Annotated in this window: 25 protein-coding genes; 3 read left to right on the top strand and 22 right to left on the bottom strand. The window is 45.2% G+C overall.

What is annotated here, in order from left to right:
* Positions 1-34 precede the first annotated feature (34 nt).
* Positions 35-1,036, bottom strand: a complete 1,002-nt coding sequence (gene ccpA / locus IWT5_RS05325; protein WP_089108929.1) for a catabolite control protein A — start codon at positions 1,034-1,036, stop codon at positions 35-37.
* Between the two features lie 459 nt (positions 1,037-1,495).
* On the opposite strand from ccpA, the gene IWT5_RS05330 reads away from it, so the two are divergent.
* The gene (locus IWT5_RS05330; RefSeq protein WP_089108930.1) at positions 1,496-2,593 is read left to right on the top strand and encodes a M24 family metallopeptidase; all 1,098 of its coding nucleotides are present in this window, start codon (positions 1,496-1,498) and stop codon (positions 2,591-2,593) included.
* Between the two features lie 82 nt (positions 2,594-2,675).
* Here the strand turns inward: IWT5_RS05330 and IWT5_RS05335 are convergent, their stop codons facing one another.
* Both IWT5_RS05335 and IWT5_RS05340 read right to left on the bottom strand, forming a co-directional pair.
* On the bottom strand, positions 2,676-3,119 hold the full coding sequence (locus IWT5_RS05335; protein ID WP_089108931.1) for a YtxH domain-containing protein: 444 nt from the start codon (positions 3,117-3,119) through the stop codon (positions 2,676-2,678).
* 23 nt (positions 3,120-3,142) lie between these two features.
* The gene (locus IWT5_RS05340) at positions 3,143-3,547 is read right to left on the bottom strand and encodes a DUF948 domain-containing protein (protein WP_089108932.1); all 405 of its coding nucleotides are present in this window, start codon (positions 3,545-3,547) and stop codon (positions 3,143-3,145) included.
* A gap of 142 nt (positions 3,548-3,689) precedes the next feature.
* On the opposite strand from IWT5_RS05340, the gene IWT5_RS05345 reads away from it, so the two are divergent.
* Positions 3,690-4,541 carry a mechanosensitive ion channel family protein gene (locus IWT5_RS05345; RefSeq protein WP_089108933.1) on the top strand — a complete coding sequence of 284 codons (852 nt, stop codon included), beginning with the start codon at positions 3,690-3,692 and terminating at the stop codon, positions 4,539-4,541.
* 46 nt (positions 4,542-4,587) lie between these two features.
* Here the strand turns inward: IWT5_RS05345 and cbpB are convergent, their stop codons facing one another.
* The 4 genes from cbpB to racE are packed head-to-tail and all read right to left on the bottom strand — an operon-like array spanning position 4,588 to position 7,065.
* On the bottom strand, positions 4,588-5,079 hold the full coding sequence (gene cbpB, locus IWT5_RS05350) for a cyclic-di-AMP-binding protein CbpB (RefSeq protein ID WP_089108934.1): 492 nt from the start codon (positions 5,077-5,079) through the stop codon (positions 4,588-4,590).
* 22 nt (positions 5,080-5,101) lie between these two features.
* Positions 5,102-5,620, bottom strand: coding sequence for a metallophosphoesterase (locus tag IWT5_RS05355; RefSeq protein ID WP_089108935.1), 519 nt, complete (start codon positions 5,618-5,620; stop codon positions 5,102-5,104).
* 1 nt (position 5,621) lies between these two features.
* Positions 5,622-6,224, bottom strand: a complete 603-nt coding sequence (locus IWT5_RS05360; RefSeq protein WP_089108936.1) for an XTP/dITP diphosphatase — start codon at positions 6,222-6,224, stop codon at positions 5,622-5,624.
* A complete protein-coding gene (gene racE, locus IWT5_RS05365) occupies positions 6,214-7,065 on the bottom strand; it encodes a glutamate racemase (protein WP_089108937.1) in 852 nt (283 codons plus the stop codon). Before racE ends, IWT5_RS05360 begins: the two co-directional genes overlap by 11 nt.
* Before the next feature lie 161 nt (positions 7,066-7,226).
* Here racE and IWT5_RS05370 point away from each other — a divergent pair, with 161 nt between their 5' ends.
* The gene (locus IWT5_RS05370) at positions 7,227-7,712 is read left to right on the top strand and encodes a DUF2507 domain-containing protein (protein ID WP_089108938.1); all 486 of its coding nucleotides are present in this window, start codon (positions 7,227-7,229) and stop codon (positions 7,710-7,712) included.
* A 108-nt stretch (positions 7,713-7,820) separates the two neighbouring features.
* On the opposite strand, the gene trxA is transcribed toward IWT5_RS05370, so the two are convergent.
* From trxA to ruvA, 15 genes are all read right to left on the bottom strand, one after another.
* Positions 7,821-8,138, bottom strand: a complete 318-nt coding sequence (trxA, locus tag IWT5_RS05375) for a thioredoxin (protein WP_089108939.1) — start codon at positions 8,136-8,138, stop codon at positions 7,821-7,823.
* A gap of 75 nt (positions 8,139-8,213) precedes the next feature.
* Positions 8,214-10,571: an endonuclease MutS2 gene (locus IWT5_RS05380; RefSeq protein WP_089108940.1), complete on the bottom strand. Its 2,358-nt coding sequence runs from the start codon at positions 10,569-10,571 to the stop codon at positions 8,214-8,216.
* Positions 10,572-10,613: 42 nt separating this feature from the next.
* Positions 10,614-10,898, bottom strand: coding sequence for a cell division protein ZapA (zapA, locus tag IWT5_RS05385; protein ID WP_225360233.1), 285 nt, complete (start codon positions 10,896-10,898; stop codon positions 10,614-10,616).
* A gap of 123 nt (positions 10,899-11,021) precedes the next feature.
* The gene (locus IWT5_RS05390) at positions 11,022-11,354 is read right to left on the bottom strand and encodes a DUF1292 domain-containing protein (RefSeq protein WP_089108942.1); all 333 of its coding nucleotides are present in this window, start codon (positions 11,352-11,354) and stop codon (positions 11,022-11,024) included.
* Between the two features lie 11 nt (positions 11,355-11,365).
* Positions 11,366-11,803: a Holliday junction resolvase RuvX gene (gene ruvX / locus IWT5_RS05395; protein WP_089109131.1), complete on the bottom strand. Its 438-nt coding sequence runs from the start codon at positions 11,801-11,803 to the stop codon at positions 11,366-11,368.
* Positions 11,803-12,072 carry an IreB family regulatory phosphoprotein gene (locus IWT5_RS05400; RefSeq protein WP_089108943.1) on the bottom strand — a complete coding sequence of 90 codons (270 nt, stop codon included), beginning with the start codon at positions 12,070-12,072 and terminating at the stop codon, positions 11,803-11,805. The genes ruvX and IWT5_RS05400 overlap by 1 nt, the downstream gene beginning before the upstream one ends.
* 143 nt (positions 12,073-12,215) lie before the next feature.
* Positions 12,216-14,861: an alanine--tRNA ligase gene (gene alaS, locus IWT5_RS05405; RefSeq protein ID WP_089108944.1), complete on the bottom strand. Its 2,646-nt coding sequence runs from the start codon at positions 14,859-14,861 to the stop codon at positions 12,216-12,218.
* A gap of 300 nt (positions 14,862-15,161) precedes the next feature.
* The gene (locus IWT5_RS05410; RefSeq protein WP_089108945.1) at positions 15,162-16,523 is read right to left on the bottom strand and encodes a DEAD/DEAH box helicase; all 1,362 of its coding nucleotides are present in this window, start codon (positions 16,521-16,523) and stop codon (positions 15,162-15,164) included.
* A gap of 1 nt (position 16,524) precedes the next feature.
* The gene (locus IWT5_RS05415) at positions 16,525-17,484 is read right to left on the bottom strand and encodes a DHH family phosphoesterase (RefSeq protein WP_089108946.1); all 960 of its coding nucleotides are present in this window, start codon (positions 17,482-17,484) and stop codon (positions 16,525-16,527) included.
* Positions 17,485-17,614: 130 nt separating this feature from the next.
* Complete coding sequence (gene dinB / locus IWT5_RS05420) at positions 17,615-18,748, bottom strand: DNA polymerase IV (protein ID WP_089108947.1); 1,134 nt, start codon at positions 18,746-18,748, stop codon at positions 17,615-17,617.
* A gap of 54 nt (positions 18,749-18,802) precedes the next feature.
* Positions 18,803-19,183 (bottom strand): preprotein translocase subunit YajC, encoded by a 381-nt coding sequence (gene yajC / locus IWT5_RS05425; protein ID WP_089108948.1) that lies wholly within the window; start codon positions 19,181-19,183, stop codon positions 18,803-18,805.
* 106 nt (positions 19,184-19,289) lie between these two features.
* The gene (tgt, locus tag IWT5_RS05430) at positions 19,290-20,432 is read right to left on the bottom strand and encodes a tRNA guanosine(34) transglycosylase Tgt (RefSeq protein WP_089108949.1); all 1,143 of its coding nucleotides are present in this window, start codon (positions 20,430-20,432) and stop codon (positions 19,290-19,292) included.
* Between the two features lie 70 nt (positions 20,433-20,502).
* Positions 20,503-21,537 carry a tRNA preQ1(34) S-adenosylmethionine ribosyltransferase-isomerase QueA gene (gene queA, locus IWT5_RS05435; protein WP_089108950.1) on the bottom strand — a complete coding sequence of 345 codons (1,035 nt, stop codon included), beginning with the start codon at positions 21,535-21,537 and terminating at the stop codon, positions 20,503-20,505.
* Positions 21,538-21,550: 13 nt separating this feature from the next.
* Positions 21,551-22,564 (bottom strand): Holliday junction branch migration DNA helicase RuvB, encoded by a 1,014-nt coding sequence (gene ruvB / locus IWT5_RS05440; RefSeq protein WP_089108951.1) that lies wholly within the window; start codon positions 22,562-22,564, stop codon positions 21,551-21,553.
* Positions 22,565-22,594: 30 nt separating this feature from the next.
* Entirely contained in the window at positions 22,595-23,194 is a 600-nt protein-coding gene (gene ruvA / locus IWT5_RS05445; RefSeq protein ID WP_089108952.1) for a Holliday junction branch migration protein RuvA, read from the bottom strand.
* Positions 23,195-23,311 lie beyond the last annotated feature (117 nt).

Consider the following 23,311-nt stretch of genomic DNA (forward strand, 5'->3'; position numbering starts at 1 on the left):
TAGCATAAGCCTGTCTATTGACTAACCCTAACAGCTAGTGAGTTGATGCGCGTTTCATTAAGCCATATGGCAATAAGACAGTCTTATTTTCCACTGGTTCGTTATTCATTAATTTGGTCAATAACCGCATTGCAACGGCACCAATATCGTAAAGTGGCTGCGTAATGGATGACATCTTAGGCCGAACCATCTCAGTCAGCTTCGTATCGTTACTTGTGATGATTTCAAAGTCTTCAGGAACGCTTAACCCAGCATCCGTCACACCGTTCATAACACCAGCAGCTAATTCATCGTCGCCAATGACAGCAGCTGTTGCGTTGACGGATTGTAAGGCCGGTTGCAAAAGTTGCCCTGCTTTGTACGAGTAATCCGTCTCAAAGACGAGTTTTTCATCATAGCGTAGACCCGCCTTCTTGAGGGCTTGTTTATAACCCTTTAGACGATAATCCTTGTTGATCGGGTAATCCAAACTGCCGGAAACAAAAGCAACCCGTTCATTGCCATGGTCGATTAGATTCTTAGTTGCTTCTTCCACAGCAGCGGTATAGTCAATGTTAACGCTTGGCATTTGACCTTGATCGTCAACACAGCCGGCAAGAACGATAGGCGTTTTTGAGCGTTCGAATTCCTTACGAACTTCTTCGCTAATGTCATTGCCCATAAAGACGATCCCATCAACTTGTTTAGCCATCAAAGTGTTGAGGACTTGCACCTCTTTACGGCCATTCTCATCAGAATTGGTTAAAATAATGTTGTACTTATACATCATTGCGATATCGTCAATTCCACGTGCCAGAGCTGAAAAGTACACGTTCGTGACATCCGGAATAATGACCCCAACTGTCGTCGTTTTTTTGCTAGCCAATCCACGTGCTACGGCGTTTGGACGATAGTCTAAGCGTTCGATGACATCTAAGACTTTTTTCCGAGTCGCCGGCTTGACGTTGGGATTCCCGTTAACCACTCTTGATACAGTGGCCATCGACACATCGGCTTCACGGGCGACGTCATAAATTGTTACTGTCTGTTTATCCATTGCGATAGCCCTTTCTTTATTGGTTTAATTCGTTTTCATTGATTTTCAACAACTTGTTAAATATATCAGATTTATTTTCAGAAATCAAATTGAAAACGTTTTCAACTTGATAATACACTCTTCTCACAAACTTTTCAAGACCACATTAGACCCGCCCAGACCCGAAATAAGTATTGAACTGTATAGGTATGGTTTTTGACTATTCAATTAGTTTCTGAAAGCGCCCAGTATACCAAGCATTTCAAGTACACCGTCAATCAATGAAAATTAATTATTATTGAAAATTAACCGGCTTTCTAGCTTATCATTTGACCTAGACCATTTCATAAAAGTGACAGTGAAAAAGGCCAAATAACGGTCTAATTCTGGCTGAAACGCTCCTTTTTGATTGCCATAAATTCGAATTAACGGCAATTGAAAAATGCTATAATAAGAACATCCTAATTCGAGGTGATCATTTTGTCAAAATTACAACAGGTCCAAGAGTGGACCGAGCAGCATCAAGCGGACTTCACATATGTTAGCGACCCAAGGACGATTCAATATCTAACGGGGTTCTATAGTGACCCGATTGAACGGGTACTGGCGTTAATCGTCTTCCCAGATCAAGATCCTTTCATGTTTGCACCTGCTTTGGAAGTTGAAGCAATCAAAGATACCGGTTTTTCATTTCCTGTATATGGTTACTTAGACCATGAAAATCCTTGGCAAATGATTGCAGATAACGTGAAAAAACGTGTTACCCGACCGACTGAAATCGCGTTGGAAAAAAACCAGCTTTCAGTTGACCGCCTTGAACAGTTACAGCACGTCTTCCCTGACGCTAAGTTCAATCAAGACATCACGCCTTTCATCAACCAGTTACGGGTCATCAAGACTGCTGATGAAATTGAAAAACTAAACGTCGCGGGCAAGTGGGCGGATTTTGCCTTTGAAAAAGGTTTTGCCGCCGTCAAAGCCGGCAGAACCGAACAGCAAGTCGTGGCAGAACTACAGTACGCGCTCATGAAGGAAGGGATCATGCAAATGAGTTTTGATACCCTCGTCCAAGCCGGTGCTCACGCGGCTGAGCCACATGGCGCAACTAACGCCACCAAGTTTGAAAACAACGAACTGATTCTATTTGATTTGGGCACTATTTGGCAAGGCTATATTTCAGATGCCTCTAGAACAGTGGCACTTGGTAAACCTACTGAAAAGCAGCTGGATATTTACCAAGTCTGCCTTGAAGCACAACTTACAGCGCAAGCAGCTGCTAAACCCGGCATCACTGCAGCTGAACTAGATAAAGTTGCCAGAGATATTATTACGAAGGCGGGCTACGGAGAATACTTCATTCATCGGCTCGGCCACGGTATGGGGATGAGTGAACATGAATTCCCTTCTATCATGGCGGGTAATGACATGGTCCTTCAGCCAGGGATGTGTTTCTCAATTGAACCCGGCATTTACATCCCCGGTGTCGCCGGCGTCCGGATTGAAGATTGTGTGCATATTACTGAAACCGGCTGCGAACCATTCACCCATACGCCAAAAGAATTGACAACTGTTGGTTAACCAAACCTCTTAACTAAAAAGAAGCAGTCCGACCCCCATATTTGATGGTCAGATTGCTTCTTTTTATGATTGCAGTTTAAAATTAATCTTCTTTAGTGTCGTCAGAATCGTCATCTGGTGCAGTGGCATCTCCGGCAACATCAGCACCGCCGAAAGTGTCTTCACTATTTAACACGATATCATCTGAGTCATCATCAGCTGAAGTAGAAACATCGGCTAATTCAGACCGTAATGAATCGTCTTCATCCGTTGCTGGCTTCAGTTTAGTTTCACCAAACTGACTAGCAGCGTTTTTTACCCGATCAGTAACCGTTTGTGATTGATCAGAAAAAGTTTCCTTGAAGTCGTCCCAAGCATCACTAGCATAAAAGGCATAATCAACGGCCCGGTCTTTAGCCATGTCCATCTTCTCTTGCAAATCAGCTTTAAGCTCTGCTTTATCCTCATCACTCAAATGGTGATAAGCGACGTGCGCTGCAGCTGCTCCAGCAACTAATCCAGCTAAAAAGCCTAACTTCTTTCCCATAAGTCAAAAACTCCTTCCAATGATCAAATTTTATTTTTACGGCCACGATAGGCTTTGAATGCCATCTCGCCAACTTTTGTAAAGACACTGGTCTTTGCTGTCTTCTTAGCTGTTGATTTGACCTTTCCCGTTAAATCATGGGTGGCCGAGTTCAGTTCAGAAACACTCGTCCCTAAATCAGCAGCTGCTTTAAATACTGGATCAATCGTTGCTACCTTGTGGTTCACATCATCTAATAGTGTGTTGGCATTGGCTAAAATATCCTCAGCGTGCTTACTGATCACGTCCAAGTCTTCAGTCATTGTCTTAACACTCTTATTGACTTCACCAAGAGTCCGCACCATCTTCATCAAGAAGACGCCGATAAATAAGACTAAAATCAAAAATGCGATGGCCGCAATTAGGCCTGCCACTTGTCCTGCTGTCACACTACCCCTCCTTACTTTTTACTGTTAGCTTAAGAATAGCATTGCGAATACCTCGGCGCAATATAAAACCACCTGAACAACTGCTTTTTTCGGTGGCTTTCTGTTACACTAGTGGTTGAAAACATTTCAAGGAGCGAACATTATGATATTGACCAGTAACCTTACCCGCTTTATTCAGCGCTTTGACTGGCAACACATTGGCGAACAGATTGCGACAACGCTTTTCCAGCTTTTGCTGGTCACCGTTGGGCTGCTGCTTGTCGATTGGATCGGCAAAAAAATTATCCGGCACTTTTTCAAACGGTATAAAAAGAACAAATTTGTAGAAGGTTCCGCTAGTCGCGTTGAAACCATTTTTACGCTGACACTCAATATTTTCCAGTATACGATCATCTTTTTCTGGGTCTACGCGCTGCTTTCATTTATGGGCGTCCCAGTGGGAACGTTAATTGCTGGTGCTGGTATTTTTAGTTTAGCCTTAGGCCTTGGTGCTCAAGGCTTTGTTTCCGATATTGTCACCGGCGCTTTTATTTTAATGGAAGATCAAATCAACGTTGGCGATGCGGTCAAAATTGGTGAAGTTGAAGGCACCGTTTCTGCAGTGGGCATTCGGACTACTCAAGTCATCAGTGCGGATGGCACATTAAACTTTATTCCTAACCGTAACATTACGATTGTTAGTAATAAATCTCGCCATGAGATGCGGGCGATGGTACAGATCCCCATTTTCCCAGATTCCCCCATTGACCAGATCAACCAAATCATTGAAACGGTCAATCAAACCGTTCCAGCTCAATTTCCAACGATTACACAAGCCCCTACTAATTTAGGTACCGTGCCATTAGCCAATGGCCAAGTGGTGATTCAAGTGGTCACCTTTACTCAGCCGGGTGAGCAATTTGACGTCCAACATAAACTATTATCCGCCTACTTAAAAGCTATCAAGGATGCTCATATCGAACTACCAACGATTTATCATACTGACACCAAATAAAAAAATCTGTGAGAAGTGATCAACCCTTCTCACAGATTTTTTTCTATTAATTACCGCTAGTTTCCACTGAATCCAGCAAGGGCTGCACATCGTATTGTTCCGAAAAATTATGCGCCAAGTAATTGATGCGCTTTAAGAGTTCACGCCGGGTGATAATCCCCGTAAACGTCTTTTCATCAGAAACAACCGGCACAAAATTATCGTCGATCAGCAAATGCAAGATTTCCTCTAAATCCGTTGGATCTTCAATCGAACGGAAATCGGTCTGCATCACATCAGCAACCCGTAGTCGCCGCAGATTTTCCGAAGCAACATGGTTGGTATCCAGCATGTGTTCGGTAATCATCGCTAGTGAAACCAGCCCACACAAATGCTGATCCTTATCCAAAACGGGTACTTTCGAATAACCCACTTTAGTTAACACCAAGAAAGCGTGGTAGCAGTCATTGTTAACCATCACATTGGCAACGATATTAGCTGGAATAATGAGGTTATCATGGTCAGCCATGATCATTTTTTTAATCGGTTCATCAATCATCCGTTACGTTCACTTTACCTTTCTAGCGTTCAAATTGCCGGTGCAGCTGATCAATTGGGTTCAGCTTGCGATCATAAAAATCAACGTTCATCTGATCTGGTAAAACTTCAATTATGGCAAAAGTGCCACCGATTGAAGCATACTCACCACGGGGAAGTGAAATACTGCCTGGATTAACGTAAAGACGTCCCTGGGCCATTTCCGCTGCTAGCTGATGGGTGTGGCCGTATAAAACAACTGACGCGCCGATTTCACGTGCTTTAAGGTCCAGCCTCGTCAAACTCATATTTACACCGTAGAGGTGACCATGGGTCATAAAAATTTTAGTGCCAGCCACTACCCGCTGCAGCTCGTTGGGAAAATCAGGGCCGAAATCGTTGTTGCCCTTCACAACTTGAACACCTTTAAAAAACGGATCATCCTTTTCCATCTCAGAATCACCACAATGGAAAATGGCATCGACCTTGTCACCATAAGCTTCAAAAATGGTTTGCAAAATTTGACGGTCGCCATGGTTGTCACTGACAGCTAAAATTTTCATGCTAATCCTCCCACCACTGATCAAACTGTGCCATCATTTTTTGAGTTGCCCGGCCACGGTGACTGATGGCGTTCTTTTCATCATCCGTCATCTCAGCCATGGTTTTACCCTTGGAGGCAATGTAGAAGAGCGGATCATAGCCAAAACCGTTCTCGCCACGTGGCGCGGTTAAAATCTCACCGGCAACTTCACCATCTACCACTAACTTTGACCCATTGGGTTTTAATAACACTAAGGTCGTATGGAAGATGGCTGAACGCTTATCAGCTGGCACATTCTTTAAGTTATTCAGTAATTTCGCATTATTAGCGGCATCATCATGATCACCGGCGTATCGAGCTGAGTAGATCCCCGGTTCGCCGTTTAAAGCCGCAACTTCTAATCCGGAATCATCCGCTAAAACGGGTAACTGCGTGTGATCAGCAATGGCTTTTGCCTTGATCGTTGCGTTTTCCTCGAAGGTGGACCCGGTTTCTGAAATTTCGCCAACATCTGGGTAATCCGCTAGGGTTTTGATCGTGATCCCCTTTGGTGCCAGCATTTCAGAAAATTCCCGTGCCTTACTTTGATTACGAGTAGCAATAACTAATGTATTAGGCTTCATGGCTGGTCTCCTTTGGCTCTAAATCACCATAAGCGGTTAGTTGCGTCACTGGCACGTGGTGAACATCGAGATCTGACAATTGCAGCCAGTCCTTGGCAATAGCACTGAAACTATTGATATCTCCTGTCGTATAAAATTTAGGCTGACAAACTTCACGAGCCGTATTCAACAGGTTTTGATCCGTCAATAGCTGTTTGATGACACTCACAGTTTCAACACCGGAATCAACTAGTGTGACGTCTTTCCCCATCGCCTTTTGAATCGCAGGAGCAAGCAATGGAAAATGGGTACAGCCTAAAATTAACGTATCTACTGGCTGCCGCTTAAACGGCTTTAACTGATCCGCAACCAGTTGTTCCGTCTGTTTGTCGTGGTACTTGCCAGCTTCCACAACGGTAACAAATTCTGGACAGGCCAACCCCTCAATCGAGGCATTTGGAGATAATTTGCTAATCGCCTGCTGATAGGCGTGACTCTTTATCGTTCCTTCAGTAGCAATAACACCGATATGCTGGCCAGTTGAGACTTTAACTGCAGTCTGACTACCAGAATCGATGACCCCCACTACAGGAATCGATAGTTTAGCTTGTAAAATGGGTAAGGCTGCTGCTGTCGCCGTATTGCAGGCAAGCACCAACGCTTTAATCTGCTGGTCTAATAAGAAACCGGCAATTTGTTGCACAAAGTGGGCTACTTCTTCGGTTGGACGCGGTCCATAGGGCAGACGGGCCTGGTCGCCTAAGAAGACAATTGATTCGTTTGGAAGTTGTTTGAGCGCTTCTTTAACAACGGTTAGACCGCCAACACCGGAATCTAAAAAACCAATCGGTTGAGATGTCATCACAATCTCCCTTTCAAATAGTTCTTGAAACTATATTATTATCCTTTTTAAGACCGGAAGCAAGAAATCCCAGTTTTTTTTAAGATCGTTTAATTGTCTTGCAATTCAAGCGCAATCCATTGTAATCTAAGTGTAAGAGAAAAGTGAATGGAGATCACCTCATGAATAATCAGATTTATAACCACTACCTATCAAACCCTGAAACCGCCCCCTTATTTGGCAAGGCACTCATCAGAGACGTTGTGTTGACCGATCTTTTAGGGGCGGATGCAGGCAAAATCGCTTATTGGGAAGGCAAACAGTTGGCAAGACGATTCACCTTAGGTAGTATCCAAGACCTCGTGCGTTTCTTCCAGCAGGCTGAATTAGGCGACTTGATGCTGCAGAAACAAACCGCTAAAGAATGGCAATTTACACTCAGTGGCAAGCCAGTGACCAGCCGGCTTTCATTGCAGCCTGATGCCACCTTTTCGCTAGAAGCCGGGTTTTTAGCCCAAACTGCTCAGCAAATGGTTGGCGTTATCGCTGAAACCGAAATGGGTGAAAAGCCCAAGCGTGCTGAAGGCATCAGTTTGGTTGTCCACCTTGATCCTAAAGATGCCGTTTCGGATCCGCAGGAACTAGATCCCATGAAAATTATCGATTAAGCTGAATGCTCACTAAATAAAGTTTCAAACTAAAGAGGACCTCATTACCAGTTAAGTTAACTGCTAATGAGGCCCTCTTTTTAGTTCACAAACGCTGCTTTAAGTTCACTAAGCTTCAACGTATTGTGATAGTAATTGCTTTAATTGGTCTTTGGTGTGATAGCCAACAACCGTATCCACAACTTGACCGTCCTTTTTAACAAGGAGGGTCGGGATACTCATAATACCGAATTTTTGTGGTGTATCAGGGTTGGCATCAACATCCATCTTGTTGAATGTCACGTCATCCATTTCACTAGAAAGTTGTTCAACTACTGGTGATTGCATCCGGCAAGGACCACACCACGTTGCCCAAAAATCAGTTAATGTAACACCCTTCGATGTATCGTTTTCAAAAGTTTTATCTGTCGTTTCTGCAACAGTCATAAAACGATCCCTCCTTTATTTGTTTACCTTTAGTAAGTGTATCAGATTTTTCAAAAAGAACAAGCAATTAGCTGGTTATAGTTTAACGATTGTTGACCCATCACCACCCGCATTAGCCGGTGAGAAGCCAAAGGACTTAATTCTTGGGTTAGACTGCAAGTACTCAGTAACACCCTTCCGAAGCGCGCCGGTCCCCTTACCATGAATAATGGTAACTGACGGATAGCCCGCCAATAAGGCGGAATCAATAAACCGATCAACCTCAGCCATCGCTTCTTCATAGCGGTGGCCACGCAGATCAAGGGTTGGTGAGACACCGTTAGACCGGGTGCGTTGAACCGTGGCTCTTGGTTTCGGCTCCTTTTTCTCAGGTGCAGCCCGTTCCAAATCAGTATCTTCAATCTTCATCTTTAAAATCCCCATTTGGACTTCAAAATGATGGGCATCAATTTTATCCATGATGACACCGCGTTGACCGTAAGAACGCACCACGACCTCATCGCCAACTTTAAAGTTGTGACGTTTCTTCTCACGATTTAGAACCCGGTTCTTCTTCAACCGTTGGTCTTGTTGCAAAGCGTTGATTTGACCCTTGGCATCAATCAGCTGATCTTCTTTGATCACGGTCTTACCGGCCTTAAGCTGCTTTTTACGAATATCTTTGATAATTTCATCCGCACGCAGCCGGGTTTTTTCGACTAACTGATTAGCCTCGTCTTTAGCCTGCTCCATTAACTGATCTTTTTGCTTCAAGTAACCATCGAACTTACTCTGCAAATCCTTCTCCAGCGTCTCAGCATCAGCTAACGTTTTCGCTGCGGCTGCCGCATCCAGATCAGCCTGACGCTTCTGAGCTGTTAGATCAGCAATCATGTTGTTAAGGTCTTGACTATCGTCATCGGTCAAACTACGGGCTTCGTCAATAATTGATGATTTTAGCCCTAACCGGGTCGCAATCTCCAGCGCGTTACTGCGGCCAGGGATGCCAATCAGTAACCGATACGTTGGTTTCAGCGTTTCAGTATCAAATTCCATGCTGGCGTTGATGGTTTCCGGCCGGTTATAACCATAAGCTTTCAGTTCAGGATAGTGGGTCGTAGCAATGACTTCGCTACCCATTGAACCAATTTCATCCAAAATAGCCATTGCCAAAGCTGCCCCTTCTTGCGGGTCAGTTCCGGCACCCAGTTCATCCACCAGGATCAAACTGTGGTCACTGGCAGCACCTAAAATCGAAACAATATTTTCAATATGCGATGAGAAGGTACTCAAGTTTTGTTCAATCGATTGTTCATCACCGATATCGGCGAAGACTTCGTCAAATAAACCAACTTGTGAATGCTCATCCGCGGAGATAAACAGACCCGACTGCGCCATTAATTGCGTCAGCCCAACTGTTTTCAGCGTAATCGTTTTCCCACCGGTGTTCGGTCCAGTGACAATGATGGCCTGATAGTCCTTGCCCAACGCAATGTCGTTGGCAACCACTTTTTTAGGATCAATCAAAGGGTGGCGGGCCTGACGCAGCGCAATCTCGTTATTCTTGGACAAAATCGGCTCCGTGGCCTTCAAGTTATGCGCATACCGAGCCTTCGCATTCACGAAGTCCAAATGCCCTAAAATTGAAGCATTATCGCGAATATCGGCTTGATAAGGCCGCAGTAAATTCGACAATTCAAGTAGAATCCGCCGTTCTTCCTGTCGTTCAGCAATCTGTGCTTCCCGCAACTGGTTATTTTTACCAACTACTGCTTCAGGCTCAATGTAGAGGGTTTGACCACTGGCACTTTGATCATGAACAATGCCGCCAAAATGCTGTTTGTACTCTGCTTTTACTGGCAGAACATATCGGTCATCACGAATCGTGACCAGTGTATCGCTCAGATACTTGGCGTTTTTACCACGGGTGTAGCCCGTCATCTGTTCCCGAATCGCACCTTCAAAATTATTGATTTGACGGCGGATTCGACGCAGTTCTGGTGAGGCTTCATCCGTTAGCCGGCCATCATCTTCTAATGAAACGCTGAGCCGTTTATTAACATCGGGTAAATGGACCAGCCGACCAACCACCGTGTACAAACGGCGCAGTTCCACTGGTCGCTGACTTAAATCATCGAAAAAGCGGATCACTGACTGAACCGTCTTTAATACTTGACTGATCTGCGCCAATTCCGTTCCGCTCAAGGTACCGTCGATTTCTAGCCGTTTCAAATGAGGACTAACGTCGGCCAGCTTGGGAATCGGAATGCCATTTTCTAGGCGGTAAATATCCGCGCCATCTTTGGTCTCATCAATTTGTTCCTGCACCCAGTCAAAGTCGCTACTGGGCGCTAATTTTTTTAACTCGGCATCACCCGCAGCAGAAACCAGATACTGCCTTAACTGCTGCTTGATTTGGTCATAGGCCATTGTTTTATAAATTTTGTTATTCATCTTTAACTCCCATAACTCAAATACTGTCGTGAAACTTAGATATTAAGATTCAGAAGACGTTGTTTCATCGCCCTGTTTTTTCAATTTATCATAAGCCTCTGCTTTTTCAAGTTGATCAGAAATGGCGTTAAAAGCTAAGAGGATTGAAGCCTCTTCCTTGCTCATATCCGGTGCCAATTTTTTTAACTGCGCAAGCTGCTTATTCATCAACTCCGTAACGGCTCGCATGTGTGCTTCTGAGCGGTTGCCGACAATTGTATAACTTTGACCGTCAATGACGGCTTTAAAACGCCGACGAGCAGGTTGCGGTTCCTTAGCGTTATCCAAATAATTCACCCCCAGAATACCAATTAAACTCATTTAGCCGCTGACCCGAAACGGACCAGCGGCTAAATGAACGAGTCTGATCATCAGGCATCTTTACCTAACGCTCACCTCATTAGAAATCATTTATTTAGGATCTGGTACTCCCCAGTCTTGATCGGAAGCATCAGTACCGCCACCGTTTAAGAAGGTGTTCAGCATTGATTCAACCATATCCCATTCATCATCGTTTTCAATTGGCAACAGGTCGCCGCCTTGTGGATCAGCAGGATCGTCACCATCTGCAAGTTGATAAGCTTGAATGTCGACTTCTTCATCGTCAGCCTTACCTGCTGGGTAAAGTAAAATATAAGATTTGTTGTAGTCCGGTGACTTAAAGGTAAACAGAACGTTGTATAATTCTTCGTTACCGTTTTCGTCCACCATTGTAATTTGTTGTTCGTCGTTGTTTTCACTCATGTTAGTCTACCTCACTTTTCTTTTGTTAAAGGGCCTTTGCGATCCAAGTAGTTCTGAAGAATCAAACTAGCTGCCAGTTTATCGATGACCTGCTTCCGCTTTCTACGCGAAGTATCAGCCTCTTCAACTAGCATCCGTTCAGCCTCAACGGTGGTTAACCGTTCGTCCTCAAAATCAACTGGTAAATCAAACGTTGCTTTCAATAATTCTCCGTAATCTTGAGAAGCCTGGGCTCTTGGTCCCAGTGTATTATTCATGTTCTTCGGTAGTCCTAAGACGAAACCAGTCGCTTCGTACTGCTTGACTAGTTCCTTCACCCGGTCAATGCCAAATTGTTTTTCATCTTCATTGATTCGAATGATCTCAACACCCTGCGCAGTCCACCCGAGCATGTCACTCACCGCAACTCCGACAGTTCTTGAACCTACATCTAATCCTAATAATCTAATCACTTACTAGCCGTCCCATTCTCATTTAGGTAGAAGCGAACCAATTCCTCAATGATTTCGTCGCGTTCATGCTTACGAATCAAGTTCCGAGCGTCATTAATACGGGGAATATAAGCCGGATCACCGGATAAAAGATAACCGACAATCTGGTTGATCGGGTTATAGCCCTTTTCCTCTAACGCTTGGTACACCGTCACCAATGTCTCATGAACATCTTTCGGCTTCTTATCACCAAAATCAAAATACATGGTTTTATCTAACGTACTCATGATCACACCTCCACCAATGCTATTTGTTCTTATTCTACCTAAAATAGTCAAGAACGACAATGGTTGTGGAGCGTTGTAATTGGAATGAAATATATTAACGGCAATTGAGCGCTTTTTCAACCTAGTAGTTAAAGTCTAACACGTTAGCCTAAATTTGACAGCCATTTTGCTGCTTCAGTCATGGCATCTTGTAAACCAGCTGGGTTTTTACCGCCAGCTTGTGCAAGGTTTGGCCGACCACCGCCGCCACCATTGATCTTTGGTGAAATGGCTTTGATCAAATCACCGGCTTTAACGCCAGCTTTAATCGTTTCATCACTAACAGCCACGATCAGGTTAGCCTTTTCACCCACTTCAGCACCCAGTACCAAAACGTCAGATAATTGCTTTTGACGCCAAGTATCAGCTAACTGACGCAACTGATCCATTGAAGAAACCTGGACCACGCCCGTAATCAGCTTTTTGCCATTAATATCTTGAACGTTATCAAAGATGGCGCCGGCTTGTTGACTGGCAAGCTTGGCTTCAAGGCTCTCAGCTTTATTACTCAATGCCTTTACTTGTTCTTGTAATTGCTGAATCTTATCGGGAACATCCGTTACCTGCTGTGACTTTAATGCCGCTGCAGCATTCGTTAACAGTTGGTCATGCTTTTCAAGGTAAGCGTAAGCATCGCCAGCGGTCACCGCTTCGATCCGACGTGTTCCAGCTCCGATACCAGTCTCAGAAGTGATCTTGAACAACCCTAATTCGTTGGTGTTCTTCACGTGAGTCCCACCACAAAATTCGATTGAGAAGTCACCCACTGAAACAACGCGGACTTTGTCACCGTACTTGTCGCTGAACAGCGCGATGGCACCCATCTTTTTACCGGTCTCTTGATCAGTAACCGTCGTCGTTACGGGAATTTCTTCGAAGATCTTCTCGTTAACAATGGCTTCAACTTTAGCTAAATCGGCTTCAGTCACCTGACCAAAGTGGGTAAAGTCAAACCGTAAATAGTTCGGTTCAACTAACGAACCAGCTTGTTGCGTATGGCCGCCAAACACGTTTCTCAAGGCTTGGTCCAACAAGTGGGTCGCGGTATGGTTCTTTTCAACCTTGCTGTGGAAATGAGCGTCAACTTTAAGGGTCATCTGATCCCCGACTTTGATACCACGGTGCAGCTTCAACGTATGCAGATTTTGACCGTTAGGCGCATGCTGGACATCTTCAACCGTGGCAATCAAATTGCCGTTTTCGTCCAAAACATCACCCTTGTCGGCCACTTGACCACCCATTTCAGCATAGAACGGCGTCTTGTCAAAGATCACTTGGGCAATTTCACCTTCTGTCGCATCAGTGAGCTTACCGTCAGCCACGATGTCCGTGACCTTAGCGTTTTCCACTTCAAGCTGGGTGTAGCCAACGTATTCACTTGGTGTTTTAACACCGGTCAGAACGTCTGATTGCACACCCATGGAGTTATCAGTGTTCCGAGCTTTACGAGCGCGGTCACGTTGCTTCTTCATTTCAGCTTTAAAGCCGTCTTCATCCACTGTGATGTGGTCATCAAAAGCGTATTCGCGGGTCAGCTCAACTGGGAAACCATACGTATCGTAAAGTTTGAAGGCAGCAGCACCGTCAATCACGGATTTACCGCTCTTTTTGGTGTCCGCAATCACTGAATTCAATAAGTTTAAGCCATCAGTTAAAGTTTCGTTAAACCGGTCTTCTTCTGATTTCACCACTTGGGCAATGTAATCACTGTTTTGAAGCACTTCGGGGTAGTAAGCCTTCATGGCTTCACCAACAACGGGTACCAGCTTGTAAAGGAAGGCACCCTTGATCCCTAATTTCTGTCCGTTAACAACGGCCCGGCGAATCAAACGCCGAATAACGTAGCCACGGCCTTCGTTAGATGGTAAGGCACCGTCACCGATCGCAAATGTGATGGCCCGTGAATGGTCAGCAATCACCTTAAACGAAATGTCCAATTTAGGATCCTGGTTATACTTTTTACCATCACTGTATGATTCAGTAGCATGGATCATTGGTAAAAAGAGGTCGGTTTCAAAGTTGGTTTTCGCGTTTTGGAAAACGGAAACTACCCGTTCAAGCCCCATCCCGGTATCAATGTTCTTCCGTGGCAATGGCTTGTATGAGCCATCTGGTTCGTGGTTAAACTGTGAGAACACGATGTTCCAGATTTCAAGGTAGCGTTCGTTTTCGCCGCCAGGGTAGTTTTCTGGATCGTCCTCAGCCAAGTTATTAAACGACTGACCGCGATCGTAGAAAATTTCACTGTCAGGGCCCGAAGGACCTTGACCGATATCCCAAAAGTTATCTTCCTGTTCAACGATGTGATCAGGCGCAACACCGACTTCTTCCCAGCGTTTTTTGGCAGCATCGTCTTTCGGATAGACGGTCATGTACAGCTTGTCTGGATCCCAGCCGAACCATTCATCGGAAGTTAGGAGTTCCCAAGCCCATGCAATGGCTTCGTTTTTAAAGTAGTCCCCAACCGAAAAGTTACCAAGCATTTCAAATAACGTGTGGTGCCGGGCAGTCCGGCCAACGTTTTCAATATCGTTGGTCCGAATACTCTTTTGAGAACTGGTCATCCGTGGGTTCTTTGGTACAACCGAACCGTTAAAATAGTTCTTCATGGTAGCGACACCTGAGTTGATCCATAGTAAAGTTGGATCATCAACGGGAACCAATGACGCACTAGGCATGATAGTGTGACCCTTGCTCTTGAAGAAATCCAGGTACATTTGACGAATTTCACTGCTGCTTAATTTTTTCAATGTCTTTCTCCTTTTTAAAATAATAAAACACCGCTGCTAGTAAAGACGCCATAGACGCGGTACCACTTTACTTGCAACGATGTTTGATCGTTTACCTCTTAAGGCTCAATACGCTGAGCAACGGTTATTTAATTCTTCACAAGGGAGCACTTAGCATAGGAATCGTTTTTCGCATCAACCAAAACGTTTCTTAAAATCCGGCCACTAAGCATATCCTTGCAATTAATACGCATATTAGTATACATTTTTTACAAAATTCATGCAACCTGCGCCACGGGATTCGTGACACAAGTAAGCACTTTATTTGTAACGTTGTGAGGAGGCTTTTTTATTCTTTCGGTTTGTCCGGTTCTTTTGGCGCATTTCGACCCGGTGCTCAAACCACTGTTCCTTTGAAATGGCCTTTTTGATGTTCTTCTTGTAACCCGGTTTAACGGTCCGTTTTTTCTTCTGGATCTTACCTGCTAATGAACCAGAAATCTTTGGTGCCCGCGGACCGCGTTTTTTACGCCGGTTACGGTCAAAGGAATCAACAACTTCACCGTTCTTGATTTGCTTTGGCTTAAAGACGATACCCATGTCTTCCAGTTCCGCGATCTTGGGTTCTTCATCCGGTGAATAGAAGGTAATCGCTGTTCCTGGCAAGCCCTTCCGACCTGTCCGGCCAACCCGGTGAATAAAGTAATCCAGGTCATCTGGAATGCCATCATTGATGACGTGAGAAACACCGTCAATATCAATGCCACGCGCAGCAAGATCAGTCGCGACGACAAATTGGAAGTCCAGGTTCTGGATTTCACGCATGACCCGTTTCCGTTGCCGAGCAGGCACGTCACCGTGAATCACAGCGACTTTTAGGCCTTGAGCTTTTAAATAATCAGCAATTTCAACCACTCGCTGCTTCGTGTTGGCAAAGACCAGTGCTAAATAGGGTTCACCCATCGTCAGTAACTGGTAAATCAGCTCGTTTTTAGAGTGACCCTTGGTTGGCAGCAGCCAGTTATCAATGGTTGGACTGATCACTGACTTTACTGGAATCTCTTCCACCACTGGATTTTGCATGTACTTTCTTAAAAATGGCCGTAATTTAGCGGGAATCGTTGCTGAGAAGACCATCATTTGCAGCTTTTCGGGCATCCGAGCAGCAATTTGATCCACGTCGGCTAAGAACCCTAAATCAAGGGTCATATCCGCTTCATCAACCACAAACTGAGTGGCGGTATGAACGTCTAACGCACCGTTTTTAATTAAATCACGGATCCGTCCAGGCGTTCCGATAACTAATTCAGGCTGCTCATGTTCCAATTTACTGATTTGACGCATCTTGTCAGTTCCGCCAACATAGTTTCCAATTTTAATGGGTACAGGACTATGTTTGGCTAGCTGCTTAGCATCACCATAAATTTGGTAGGCTAACTCACGGCTAGGTGTCGTGATCACTGCTTGAACTTCATGACTTTCTGGATCCAAAGCATCAAACATTGGCAGTAAAAAGGCGTGGGTCTTCCCACTCCCCGTTTCTGATTGACCAACAACGCTCTTCCCACTGCGAATCACGGGAATGAGCTTTTCTTGAATCCCGGTCGGTTCTGTAAAGCCGAGTTCTTGCACAGCCTCATTTAAAAATGGCTTTAAACCGAACTCTTCAAAGGTTTGACTCATGTTATTCTCCTTGTTTTGACAAAAGGGTGTCTAGTTCTTTGATGACTTGTTTGATCTCATCATCATCGTGAGCCACGGCACCACTGGCTAAAGCGTGACCGCCGCCGCCGTGCTGCTTGGCTAATTCATTAATCGCAGGTCCTTTTGAGCGTAAACGAATTCTAAAGGTATGATCCTTAGATTCAACGAAAATTGCCCAAGCTGAAACTTCCTTCAGCCGCCCAGGTAATGGGACCACTGAACTGGTCGATTCATCACCAAGCTTGAAGGGTTCCAAAACTTCATCACTCAGTTTGATGTACGCAGCGCCACTAGGCAAAACTGTCAAATTCTCGTAAACGTAGGCTGACAGCCGTGCCAAGGGAATCGAAATCTCGTCTTCCTTTTGGTTCACGTCACTGGCTGAAAAATCAAACTGCATCAGCTCACCTGCCACCTTCATGGTATGCGTCGACGTTGACGGGTACATAAAGCGGCCAGTATCACCAACGATTCCCGCGTACAAAACTCGGGCTGCCTCGGCGGTACACGTCAATTCAGGCTTCATCGCTGTATAGAAATCAAACACTAACTCTGATGTGCTTGATGCTTCCGGTGAGACCCACATTGGATCGCCAAATTGATCATCGTTGGGATGGTGGTCGATCTTGATCAGCTGATCACCATTGTTATAGCGGTCATCATCAATTCGTGGTTGATTAGCCGTATCCAAAACCATGACTAAGGCGTCCTTATACACGTCGTCTTCAATCGTATCTGTTTTGCCTAACCAGTCGAAACCAGGGTACTGCTTGCCGACTGCATAGATTTTTTTCTCGGGAAAACTGGCTTTTAAAATGCCTGCCAAGCCCATTTGAGAACCGATAGCGTCCGGATCCGGCCGTTGATGTCGGTGAATAATAATGGTTTGATGTTTTTTGATTGCGTTCAATATTTCAGTTTGTGTTTCTTTTAATGTCATACTGAGTATCACCTTTCAACTCGCTTAGTCGTCTTTACAGTATAAGTTGTCTTGCCTCTGAAAGCAAGAAGCCATCACACTGACCAATTATTCTTTACTAGTCAATAATAACGCTAATTTGTGACTCACGTTAACCCTTCTGAAAGTGCCTGCGCTGCTCATGCTCAAATAAATCTAACGCAATGTTTTCAAACGTAATCGGTGCTAATCCGGTCAGTGTAATGCCAAGTAGCCGGATTCCTTCTGGATTGTCTGGTAAACTCGTCATGATTTCCTTGGCCATTTGCGCATACAATCGTGGGTCATTATCCAAGAAATCAGGTTGCGTCACGCGCTTAGTTTTAGTCTTAAAATCACCGTAGCGAACTTTTAACACCAATGTCCGCCCGTGCATCTGCTGTTTCTTGACCGTTTCTGCTAACATGCCAGCCAACTTATCTAACTGCGTATCAACGGCACTGCGGGTCATTAAAAACGGCCAATAAGTCGTTTCATTGCCGATTGATTTTCGTTCCCGCTGATATTCGACTGGCCGGTCATCCGCCCCACGGACTCGCTGGTACAAGATTTCACCAAAACGGCCAAACTTGTTGATTAAATCCAGTTCATCCCAGGCAAATAAGTCCTGCCCGTTTAGAATGTTGAGTTCGTGCATCCTAGGAACGGTTTTCTTGCCGACCCCGCGGAAGCGTTCAATCGGTAATTTCATCAAAAAATCATGGGCATCCTCTGCATGAATGATGGTAATGCCGACTGGTTTACGATAATCCGAAGCTTCTTTTGCCAGAAATTTACTGTAAGAGATGCCAATGGAACTTGTTAGATGCGTCTGATCCCAGATTTCCGCTTGTAAACGGACTGCTAGTTCAACGGGATCAGCGATTGCTAACTTATTTTTAGTCACGTCCAAGTAGGCCTCATCAAAAGCCACGGTTTCGATAATATCGGTGTATTCGTGAAAGATTTGGTGGATTTGATCGGAGATAGCGCGGTAATGGTGAAAATTGGGCGTGACAAAGATTGCTTTGGGACACAGCTTTAACGCCTGCTGGGATGGCATGGCAGAGTGAACGCCAAATTTTCGGGCCACATAGTTGGCAGTTGTTACCACACCGCGACCGCCCGTCTGCCGCGGATCACGCGAAATCACCAGTGGCTGTCTTTTATAGGCTGGCGTATCTCGTTGTTCGATGGAGGCGTAGAAGGCATCCATATCCACATGTAGAATGCGTCGGCTGTCGTCGACATGCACTAGATTATCCAAATAACCGCCCCCCTTTAAATAAAAAAATCTCCCTAAGCAATAGGGAGATCAAAGCTACTTATCAGCTTTAGTATCATCTGATGAATCATCCGTTGCGGCGTCTGAAGGTGTTTCCTCAGTCGTCTCTGCAGTTTTTTCTTCAGCTGGTTTTTGTTCAGTTGCTGCAGCACTAGTCACTTCACTAGCGGCAGAACGTTGGGTCACTGATGCAATCGCATTAAGGTCAAAGACCAAGTAAATACCATCACAATCAAGTGTCACTGTCTTAGCTTCCATGTTGATCTCATCGATCACACCGTGAAGTCGACCAATTGTAACAACGTGATCGCCCTTTTTCAATTGGTTCAATGTATCTTGATGCTTCTTTTGTTGCTTGCGTTGTGGCCGGATCATCAAGAAATACATCGCAACGATCATTACCACAATCAACAACATGCTGGAATAACTCCCAGCGTTCGAGCTTGCTAAAACGTTCAAATCTTTCACCCACCTTTGTCTACTGTATAATTTAACAAAAATTCGGCTATCAGTCTATCAAATATCAGAAATTTTTCGGATTTGGCTGATTATAACCGTATTCTTCAAAGAAATTAGCACGGAAATCAACCAGGTTATCCGCCATGATTGCAGCCCGAACATCTTTCATCAAGTGCAACAAAAAGTATAAATTATGGTAACTGGTCAACCGTAAGCCAAAACTCTCATCCGCTTTAAACAAGTGGCGAATATAGGCTCTCGTGTAGTTGCGGCAGGTATAGCAGTCACAACGGTCATCAATCGGCGTGAAGTCCCGCGCATACTTGGCGTTTTTCACGGTCAAGCGGCCGTGACTGGTCATACAAGTGCCACGCCGGGCAATCCGCGTTGGTAAGACACAGTCAAACATGTCAACGCCGCGCATCACACCGTCGATCAGTGAATCAGGTGAGCCAACACCCATTAGATAACGCGGTTTATTGCTCGGTAGCATCGGCGTAGTGAAATCAAGTACCCGATTCATTTCAGCCTTGGATTCACCAACGGATAAACCGCCAATCGAATAACCAGGGAAATCCATGCTGACCAAGTCGTGGGCGGATTGCCGACGCAGATCTTCGTAGCCAGCACCCTGTACGATACCGAAAAGTCCTTGCCAATTCGGGTTGGCGTGGGCTTTTAATCCCCGCTCTGCCCAGCGAGAAGTCCGTTCAACGGAATGTTTGATATACTCATAACTCTCAAAAAATGGTGGACATTCATCTAAGCTCATCATGATATCAGGGCCCAAATCATTTTCAATCTGCATAGCTTTTTCAGGTGATAAAAACAGCCGGTCACCATTCGAAGGGTTCTTAAAGTGAACGCCTTCTTCCGTGATATTCCGGTTCTCTGCTAAAGAGAAAACCTGAAACCCACCAGAATCAGTCAAAATGGGTTTCTGCCAGTTCATGAACTGATGCAGCCCGCCGGCTTCTTTGACCAAATCTTCACCCGGCTGAAGCCACAGGTGATACGTATTTGCCAGAATAACCCCAGCACCCATTTCATCTAACTCCTCGGGGGCCAATGACTTAACGGTGGCTTGCGTCCCAACCGGCATGAACATGGGCGTGGGAAAAGTCCCGTGGGGTGTAATCAGTTCACCCAGCCGTGCGCCGGTGTCTTTTTCGGTTTTAATAAGGCGATATTTAATCGCTGGTTCCATTAATTATTTCCTCCGTACTTAACTAATAACGGCCCCTTGCTGTAATCAGCAAAAGGTCGTTGATCATGACTTATTTAATAAACATAGCATCGCCAAAGCTAAAGAAGCGGTAGCGCTCATCAATAGCATGCTGATAGGCGTTCAAAATATTTTTGCGACCAGTAAAGGCTGCTACCAGCATAACCAAGGTCGATTTTGGCAGATGGAAGTTGGTTATAAACGCATCGACCACTTGCCATTGATATCCAGGTTTAATGAAAATATCGGTCCAGCCAGAATCAGCCTTGATCTCGCCGTTAAACTTGGTCCCAATGGTTTCTAGCGTCCGAATCGAAGTGGTCCCCGTGGCGATGATTCGGCCGCCATTGGCACGGACATCATTCAGCGTCTTGGCTGATTCTTCAGACAGCTGATAAAACTCGGAATGCATCTTGTGATCCTCAATGTTCTTTTCATCAACCGGCCGGAATGTCCCAAGTCCCACGTGTAAGGTCAGGTAGACCAATTTAGCACCCTTGTCCTGAACTTTTTGAAGCAAGTCCTTCGTCCAATGAAGTCCGGCCGTTGGCGCTGCCGCCGAACCAGGTGTTTTCGCGTAAACGGTCTGATACCGCTCCGGATCATCCAACTTTTCCTTAATGTATGGCGGTAACGGCATTTCGCCGAGTTGGTTGAGAATTTCCATAAAAATCCCATCATAGTGAAATTCAATCATTCGACCGCCATGTTCCAATTCCTCAGTCACGGTTGCTGTTAGCAGACCATCACCGAAGCTAAGCGTGGAACCAACCTTCATTTTCTTAGCCGGTTTCATCAGTGTTTCCCATTCATCACCCTTGGTATTATGCAAGAGTAACGTTTCGACGTGGCCGCCAGTCTCTGGCTTAATGCCGTAAATTCTGGCTGGCATGACCCGCGAATTGTTCATCACAACGGCATCGCCAGGATTCAAGTAATCCAGAATATCATAAAAATGCTTATCAGCCAGAGCACCGGTTTGATGGTCTAGAACGAGTAACCGTGAGGCATCACGTTTCTCAATGGGTGTCTGAGCAATTAGTTCGTGCGGTAAATCATAATCGAAGTCTTCAGTTGTTAGTGTCATGATGAAGGTCCTTTCACTTTTTGTCTGGTGAGATACCAAGGTGTTCATAGGCCAATGACGTTACCATTCGGCCACGGGCAGTCCGTTTAATAAAGCCTTTTTGAAGCAGGAATGGCTCGTACATTTCAGCGACCGTGTCGGTTTCTTCACCGATGTTAGCCGCTAAAGTATTCAGCCCAACTGGGCCGCCATTATAAAATTTGATCATGGTTTTCAGTAGTTTAATGTCCGTTTGATCCAAGCCTTCGTCATCGACCTGGAGCATTTTAAGCGCCTGTTGAACAATCGATCGGTCAATCGAATCGTGATGTTCCGAAACTTCAGCAAAGTCACGGATCCGCTTCAAGAGACGATTGGCGATTCGTGGCGTGCCCCGAGAACGGAGCGCAATTTCGTGTGCCCCTTCTTCTTGGATGGGCGAATTTAAAATGCCGGCTGAACGTTTCACGATCTGTTCCAGTTCTGCCGTATTGTAATACGCCATGTGACCCACGATCCCAAAGCGGTCTCGTAACGGTGCTGACAATAAGCCCGCCCGAGTCGTCGCGCCAATTAACGTAAACGGCGGCAACGGGAAGTGAATGGGGTGAGCCGTTGGTCCCTGCCCCACAACAATATCAATAAAGAAATCTTCCATTGCAGAATACAGCATTTCTTCAACCACTTTAGGTAACCGATGGATTTCATCAATAAATAATACGTCGCCTGGGTTCAGTTCGTTGAGCAGCGCCACCAGGTCACCCGTCTTTTCGATCGCAGGTCCGCTGGTCGTTTTGATACCAACCTGCATCTCACTGGCAATGATCATGGCTAACGTCGTCTTCCCTAATCCGGGAGGGCCGTACAAAAGAACGTGATCCAGCGCTTCTTCACGCTTTTTAGCCGCCCGAATATAAACACTCAGTTCGCGTTTTAAAGCCGCCTGCCCAATGTAAGTTGACAAACTGCTTGGTCGAAGCGACTGTTCAATGGATGTTTCAGCTTCATCTTGTTTATCGCCCGCAACTATTCGGTCATCTTCAGCCATCTGCTCGCCCCCTTCTTATCCATTATGACGCTACTTCGTTAATAACTTAAGTGCTGCGCTTAAATAAGCATCCGTTGTCTGTTCGGGTTCGTTTTGCAACCCTTTTTCAACCCGTTTAATGTCGCGATCCTTATAACCAAGCGCCGTTAGTGCCGCTAAAGCATCTGCTAAGGCCGCGTTGTCCGTTGCCGAAATCACCGTCTTGGGCTGATCAAATAAACTGCCGGCAGAAAAGTCCTCTAACTTATCTTTCAGATCCAGGACAATCTGTTGCGCCGTCTTTTTACCGATACCAGGAAACTTAGTGAGATAAGTCACGTTGTTTTGACTGATCGCTTCAACGATAGCCTGCTGGTCACCATTGGCTAAAATAGCTAACGCGCTCTTCGCCCCAATACCAGATACCGCCAACAGTTTTTCAAACAGCTGTTTTTCCTTTAACGAACTGAAACCATATAACGTTTGAGCTGTGTCACTAATCGTTTGATGAATATAAATTTTCGTCAGGTTGTCACCGACTTCAAATCGAAAGGGATTCGCCACCCGAATCAAATAACCCACCCCGTTAACATCCAACACCACATAGGCGGGTTGAATATCGACAACTTTACCATTTAAATACTCATACATAATGATGATAGCTCCAGTTCTATAATTTACGTAAACGTATGTTTGCTTATGAGATTGTAACATGAATGACAGCCGACAGGCAAGATGTCAGAGCAAGGAAACGAACCGACAGCAGCA

Origin of the sequence: Secundilactobacillus mixtipabuli (assembly GCF_002217925.1) — a bacterium.
In the GTDB taxonomy this organism is placed as follows: Bacteria; Bacillota; Bacilli; order Lactobacillales; family Lactobacillaceae; genus Secundilactobacillus; species Secundilactobacillus mixtipabuli.

Excerpts from the sequence above, each read along its gene's own strand:
- ccpA (WP_089108929.1), bottom strand. The coding sequence starts at position 1,036 with ATGGATAAACAGACAGTAACAATTTATGACGTCGCCCGTGAAGCCGAT.
- IWT5_RS05335 (WP_089108931.1), bottom strand. The coding sequence starts at position 3,119 with ATGGGAAAGAAGTTAGGCTTTTTAGCTGGATTAGTTGCTGGAGCAGCT.
- IWT5_RS05345 (WP_089108933.1), top strand. The coding sequence starts at position 3,690 with ATGATATTGACCAGTAACCTTACCCGCTTTATTCAGCGCTTTGACTGG.
- cbpB (WP_089108934.1), bottom strand. The coding sequence starts at position 5,079 with ATGATTGATGAACCGATTAAAAAAATGATCATGGCTGACCATGATAAC.
- IWT5_RS05355 (WP_089108935.1), bottom strand. The coding sequence starts at position 5,620 with ATGAAAATTTTAGCTGTCAGTGACAACCATGGCGACCGTCAAATTTTG.
- IWT5_RS05360 (WP_089108936.1), bottom strand. The coding sequence starts at position 6,224 with ATGAAGCCTAATACATTAGTTATTGCTACTCGTAATCAAAGTAAGGCA.
- racE (WP_089108937.1), bottom strand. The coding sequence starts at position 7,065 with ATGACATCTCAACCGATTGGTTTTTTAGATTCCGGTGTTGGCGGTCTA.
- IWT5_RS05370 (WP_089108938.1), top strand. The coding sequence starts at position 7,227 with ATGAATAATCAGATTTATAACCACTACCTATCAAACCCTGAAACCGCC.
- trxA (WP_089108939.1), bottom strand. The coding sequence starts at position 8,138 with ATGACTGTTGCAGAAACGACAGATAAAACTTTTGAAAACGATACATCG.
- IWT5_RS05380 (WP_089108940.1), bottom strand. The coding sequence starts at position 10,571 with ATGAATAACAAAATTTATAAAACAATGGCCTATGACCAAATCAAGCAG.
- IWT5_RS05390 (WP_089108942.1), bottom strand. The coding sequence starts at position 11,354 with ATGAGTGAAAACAACGACGAACAACAAATTACAATGGTGGACGAAAAC.
- IWT5_RS05400 (WP_089108943.1), bottom strand. The coding sequence starts at position 12,072 with ATGAGTACGTTAGATAAAACCATGTATTTTGATTTTGGTGATAAGAAG.
- IWT5_RS05410 (WP_089108945.1), bottom strand. The coding sequence starts at position 16,523 with ATGAGTCAAACCTTTGAAGAGTTCGGTTTAAAGCCATTTTTAAATGAG.
- IWT5_RS05415 (WP_089108946.1), bottom strand. The coding sequence starts at position 17,484 with ATGACATTAAAAGAAACACAAACTGAAATATTGAACGCAATCAAAAAA.
- yajC (WP_089108948.1), bottom strand. The coding sequence starts at position 19,183 with ATGTTGTTGATTGTGGTAATGATCGTTGCGATGTATTTCTTGATGATC.
- tgt (WP_089108949.1), bottom strand. The coding sequence starts at position 20,432 with ATGGAACCAGCGATTAAATATCGCCTTATTAAAACCGAAAAAGACACC.
- queA (WP_089108950.1), bottom strand. The coding sequence starts at position 21,537 with ATGACACTAACAACTGAAGACTTCGATTATGATTTACCGCACGAACTA.
- ruvB (WP_089108951.1), bottom strand. The coding sequence starts at position 22,564 with ATGGCTGAAGATGACCGAATAGTTGCGGGCGATAAACAAGATGAAGCT.
- ruvA (WP_089108952.1), bottom strand. The coding sequence starts at position 23,194 with ATGTATGAGTATTTAAATGGTAAAGTTGTCGATATTCAACCCGCCTAT.